This is a genomic window from Streptomyces abyssalis, from assembly GCF_001751365.1.
In the GTDB taxonomy this organism is placed as follows: Bacteria; Actinomycetota; Actinomycetes; order Streptomycetales; family Streptomycetaceae; genus Streptomyces; species Streptomyces abyssalis.
Genome location: NZ_LJGT01000029.1, coordinates 1 through 2158 on the forward strand (window position 1 = coordinate 1; position 2158 = coordinate 2158).

Sequence of the window (2158 nt, forward strand, 5' to 3'; positions counted from 1 at the left end):
ATCCTGTCCCCGCTACTGAAGTCGAAGGGCCCGGATCCTCAAGGATCCGGGCCCTTCGCGTGTGTCAACGTGTCACACCTCAATCCCCTTTCGTGGCAGGCGGTTTGAGGTGTCTCTCTGTCGGGAAGTCGACAAACCTCTGAAGTGACCTCACCCGGTGGTGGTATTCCAGGTGTACGTGGGTTGCGGGTGGTGCGAACATGGGGTTTATGGGGGACAAGGTGAGGCTCGAAGCTCCGCCGGGTGCCGGCACGAGCCGGGCCGGTGTTGACAGCGGCGGCGAAGACGTGGAGGACGTCGGTGCGTTGAGCGTGCTCGGCGCCCAACTGCTGCGCCGTGGCGATCTCGACGGGGCGGAAGGGCCGCTGCGCGCTGCCACCGCCGCGGGCGACCGTGCCGCTGCGAACAATCTGGGGGTCCTGCTCCATCAGCGGGGGTGCACGGAGGAGGCCGCGGACTGGTGGCGCGTCGCCGCTGTCGCCGGTTCGGCCGCGGCCGCACACGCGCTCGGGCGGCACCACCGCGAGTGCGGCGACGAAGTCGCGGCGCACTACTGGCTGTTGCACGCCGCCGAGTGCGGGCACGCGCTGGGCGCGTACGCCTTGGCGGATCTGCTCGACCACCGTGGTGAGGACGGTGCGGAGGCCTGGTTCCGTGCTGCCGCCGAACAGGGTCACCGTGAGGCCGCGTACAGGCTCGCGCGGATCGTCAGCAGCCGTGGGGCCGATGTCACCGCCGAGGGAGAGCGGAGCGACGAGGCGGCGGAGGGCCTCGTGCGCGAGGCCGAGCAGTGGTTCAGGCAGGCGGCCGCGCGCGGTCACCGCCGTGCCGCGCTCCGTCTCGGAGCCATCCTGGAGCGCCGCGGCGAGCTGAAGGAGGCGGGCCGCTGGTATCTCAGCTCCGCGAAGGAGGGTGAGCCGCGTGCCGCCTGCGCCCTGGGCTTCCTGCTCAGGGACGCGGGCGACGAGGAGAGCGCTGCGGTCTGGTGGCGCCGTGCGGCGGAGGAGGGCGACGGCAACGCCGCGAACGCGCTGGGTGCCCTTCACGCCGACCGGGGCGAGCGGCAGGCCGCGGAGCGCTGGTATCGCGTGGCGCTCGAAGCGGGCTGTGACAACGGTGCGTTCAACCTCGGGCTGCTGTGCGCGGCTCAGGGCCGTACCGCTCAGGCCGAGCAGTGGTATCGCCGTGCCGCGTACGCCGGTCACCGCGAGGCGGCCAATGCGCTTGCCGTACTGCTCCTGCAGCGTGGCGACGCCGACGGCGCCGAGCCCTGGTTCTCCAAGGCGGTGGAGGCGGGCAGCATCGACGCCGCGTTCAACCTGGGCATCCTGTACGTCGGCCGGGGCGATCACCGTACGGCCCGGGTCTGGTACGCACGGGCGGCCGCAGCCGGGCACGCGGAGGCCGCGCTGCAAGTGGGCATCGCGCTCCTGCAGGAGGGCGACGAGCAGGGTGCGGAGGCTCAGCTTCGCCGTGCCGCCGGCGGCGGAAGTGTCGAGGGCGCCTTCCGGCTGGCGGCGCTCCTGGAGCGCCGGGGCCCGCAGGAGGCGGACAGTACGGGTGCGACGGCGTCCGTGAGCAGCCGCGACGAGCACGAGGAATGGTACGAGCGTGCCGCGGAGCAGGGACACCGCCGTGCGCAGGTGCGGCTCGGCATGTGCGTGGCGGCCCGCGGGGAGGTCGTCGACGCCGCCCGGTGGTACCGGGCCGCGGCGGAGGCCGGGAGCCCCAACGGGGCTTTCAACCTCGGCCTGTTGCTGGCTCGCGAGGGCAGCGAGCCGGAGGCGGCGCTGTGGTGGACCCGTGCCGCCGAGGCGGGACACGGGCGTGCGGCTCTCCGTCTCGCGCTGCTCAGTGCGAGACGGGGCGAGCTCGAGACAGGGCAGCGCTGGTGCGCCAGGGCCGTCGAACTGGGCCCCGCCGAGGTGGCCGGGCGCGCGGCGAAGCTGCGTGACGCTCTTCGGTCGGAGCTGACCGCCTGACCGCCGAGGCGGTGTACGACCGTGTGGCCGGCCGGGTCACGTGCGCTCATGCGCGGGCCCGGTCCGGCTGTACGGAAGCGATTTGCACTGGTCGTCGGCGCAGGGTTAGAGTTACGGCACAACGGCGCGGGGTGGAGCAGCTCGGTAGCTCGCTGGGCTCATAACCCAGAGGTCGC

At 72.8% G+C, this 2158-nt stretch carries 1 protein-coding gene; it reads left to right on the forward strand.

Going from position 1 to position 2158, the window contains the following annotated elements:
* Nucleotides 1-209 precede the first annotated feature (209 nt).
* Nucleotides 210-1982, forward strand: coding sequence for a tetratricopeptide repeat protein (locus AN215_RS00150; RefSeq protein WP_070008656.1), 1773 nt, complete (start codon nt 210-212; stop codon nt 1980-1982).
* Nucleotides 1983-2158 lie beyond the last annotated feature (176 nt).